The organism is Acidovorax sp. KNOB132 (assembly GCF_057541515.1).
Genome location: NZ_BAAJYT010000390.1, coordinates 1 through 2,539 on the forward strand (window position 1 = coordinate 1; position 2,539 = coordinate 2,539).

Here is a 2,539-nt window from a genome sequence, read left to right on the forward strand (position 1 = left end):
CCGAGGGCCACCAGCGCCAGCACCGTGGCGGTGGCCAGGCCCAGGGCGCGCAGCGCCTGCCGCGGCGCGGGCGGGGGGGCCGCGGAAAGGGAGGAAGGGTCTGGCACGTTCGGGATCCGGCTCGTCGGGGTGGCGCGGATTCTGACAGCGGGCCAAGCCCCCGCACGCGCCAGGGCCGGCACGGCCCCAGGCCGGCAGGGGCTTCTATAATCCGCGCTCCCTTGGGGAGTAGCCGGCTTTCGTGCCATGTCTTTCGAGCGTTGTACGAAAGCGCCTGCGTCAACACACTCGGCATGCTGCATGCCGTGGCGCCGGCAACCGTTGCGGTTGGCGAGACCATCGGCATGCCACCGCGACGAAAGGTCGGGCAGCGGAGGCGTGCCTTTGCGCTCGCCCGGCCGTACAACGACGTCCCCACCATGAATTTCGCCTCCACCGCCTTGCTCGCGCTGGCCATGTCCACCGACGCCTTCGCCGCCGCCGTCGGCAAGGGCAGCGCCCTGCAGAAACCCCGCTGGTCCGAAGCGCTGCGCACCGGCGCCATCTTCGGCGTCATCGAGGCCCTCACCCCGATCGCCGGCTGGGCGCTGGGCTACGCCGCCTCGGGCTACGTGAAGGAATGGGACCATTGGATCGCGTTCACGCTGCTGACCATCCTCGGCCTGCGCATGGTGTACGCGGCGTTCCAGGCGCCCGATGCCGAAACCGAAAAACCCGCCCGCCACGGCTTCTGGCTGCTGGCCGTGACCGGCTTTGCCACCAGCATCGATGCGATGGCCGTGGGCGTGGGGCTGGCGTTCCTCGACGTGGGCATCCTGCCCGTGGCGGCCGCCATCGGCCTGGCGACGTTTGCCATGGTCACGATCGGCGTGATGGTCGGCCGGGTGCTGGGCAACATCGCAGGCCGCTGGGCCGAGGCCGTGGGCGGCGTGCTGCTGATCGGCATCGGCTCGGTGATCCTCTACGAGCACCTGACCACGTTCTGATCCCGGCCCGCGCTACCCTTGCCGCATGACCCGTTTTTCCGACACCACCACCGCCCTCGTGCAACTGGCCACGCTGGACTCCGCCCTGGCCCGCTGCCGTGCTCCGGGCGGCAGCGCCACCGAACTGAGTAGCACGGCCCGCGCGCAGGACGCGCTGCTGGCCGCCCTGCCCCCGCGCTATGCCGAGGTGCTGCACGGCCTGCTCGACCGCCTCGAATCGAGCGCGCTGTTTTCCGAGGAAAGCTGCTCGTTCAGCCAGAAGGACCTGCTGGACAGCCTGCAGCAGTGGGTGGACAAGGCCGGGGACGTGCTGCGCCAGGCGGGCTGACCGGGCCGGCCACCGCGCACCGTCCACCGCCCGGTCACCGCTCGGTCACCGCTCGGCGCGCCCTGCCCACTTCTCCCGGGCGATGTAGGCGCGCACGCCCAGGCCCAGGCCCAGGCCCAGGAACGGCGCGGGCGGCATGCGCGCAGGGGTGCCCAGCGCCAGGGCGTCGGCGATCAGCGGATGGTCCTGGCCCAGCGCCAGATCGGCCGCGAGCGCGCCCAGCACCGTGTGCTTGACGATGCCCACGCCGTTGCAACCCGCCACGCCGTGCACGTTGGAAGCAAAGCGCCCCCAGCGCGGCGCGCCGTTGCGCGTGATGGCGATGGCGCCTTCCCAGAAATGCGCGAGCGGCACGTCGGCCAGCTGCGGAAACCGCGCATCGAACACGGCCCGGTGCGCGCGCCGCACGCGCTCGCGTACGGCGGCGGCCACGCGAAAGCGCGGCGCGTATTCGAAACCCTGGCGCACCAGCAGGCGGTGGTCGTCGGTGTAGCGCAGCGTGGCGCCGGCCACGGCGTTCACCGGCGTCACGCCCCAGCCCTGCGGTGCGCCCAGGCGCTCGCGCTGCGCGGGCGTGAGCGGCGCGCTCAGCGAGCCGAACGTGGCCAGCGGAAAGGTCTCGCCCTGGAACAGGCCGAGCTGCTGCGCAAAGGCGTTGCTGGCCACGATGAGCTGCGGCGCCTCGATGCGCCCCTGCGTGGTGTGGGCCACCACCGCGTGCGGGGCGATGTCCAGCGCGTGCACGGGCGTGTTCTCGTACAGCGCGACCTGGGCGGGCAGCGCATCGGCCAGGCCCCGGCACAGCGCGGCCGGGTTGAGCAGCACCGTGCCCGGCGTGTACAGCCCGGCGGCGAAGTAGCGCGTGCCCAGGCGCGCGGCGAGCGCATCGCGGTCCAGCCGTTCGTGCGGCTCGCCCAGCGCGCGCAGCTCCTGGGCATGGTGGTCCAGCGTGCGCCCGGCCGCGGGCGACACGGCACAGTGGTACTTGCCCGCGCGGCGCCACTGGCAGTCAATGGCGTGCGCGGCGATGTGCCGCTGCAGGTCGGCCATGCCGGCGGCCAGCAGGCGCTGGTAATGCGCGGCCTGGCGCAGCTCTTCGAGCGAACTGCCCACGTTGTGCGGCACGTCGATGGCGAAGCCGGAGTTGCGGCCCGAGGCGTTGTCGCCCACCATGCCCGCATCGACCAGCACCACGTGCGCGTGCGGGCGCAGCTCGGCCAGGGCG

The 2,539-nt window shown here is 72.7% G+C and carries 3 protein-coding genes and 1 riboswitch; of the genes, 2 read left to right on the top strand and 1 reads right to left on the bottom strand.

The window, feature by feature from the left end:
- Positions 1-216: 216 nt before the first annotated feature.
- Positions 217-404: riboswitch (yybP-ykoY riboswitch) on the top strand.
- A 15-nt stretch (positions 405-419) separates the two neighbouring features.
- The gene (gene mntP, locus AC27IO_RS22840) at positions 420-986 is read left to right on the top strand and encodes a manganese efflux pump MntP (protein ID WP_284407316.1); all 567 of its coding nucleotides are present in this window, start codon (positions 420-422) and stop codon (positions 984-986) included.
- A 25-nt stretch (positions 987-1,011) separates the two neighbouring features.
- Positions 1,012-1,314 carry a hypothetical protein gene (locus tag AC27IO_RS22845; RefSeq protein WP_284431582.1) on the top strand — a complete coding sequence of 101 codons (303 nt, stop codon included), beginning with the start codon at positions 1,012-1,014 and terminating at the stop codon, positions 1,312-1,314.
- 45 nt (positions 1,315-1,359) lie between these two features.
- Here the strand turns inward: AC27IO_RS22845 and AC27IO_RS22850 are convergent.
- The coding region (locus tag AC27IO_RS22850; protein ID WP_498740938.1) for an NAD(P)/FAD-dependent oxidoreductase at positions 1,360-2,539 on the bottom strand (1,180 nt) is incomplete at its 5' end.

Bases quoted from the DNA above. Each gene is read 5' to 3' on its own strand.
- AC27IO_RS22845 (WP_284431582.1), top strand. From the start codon at position 1,012: ATGACCCGTTTTTCCGACACCACCACCGCCCTCGTGCAACTGGCCACG.
- mntP (WP_284407316.1), top strand. From the start codon at position 420: ATGAATTTCGCCTCCACCGCCTTGCTCGCGCTGGCCATGTCCACCGAC.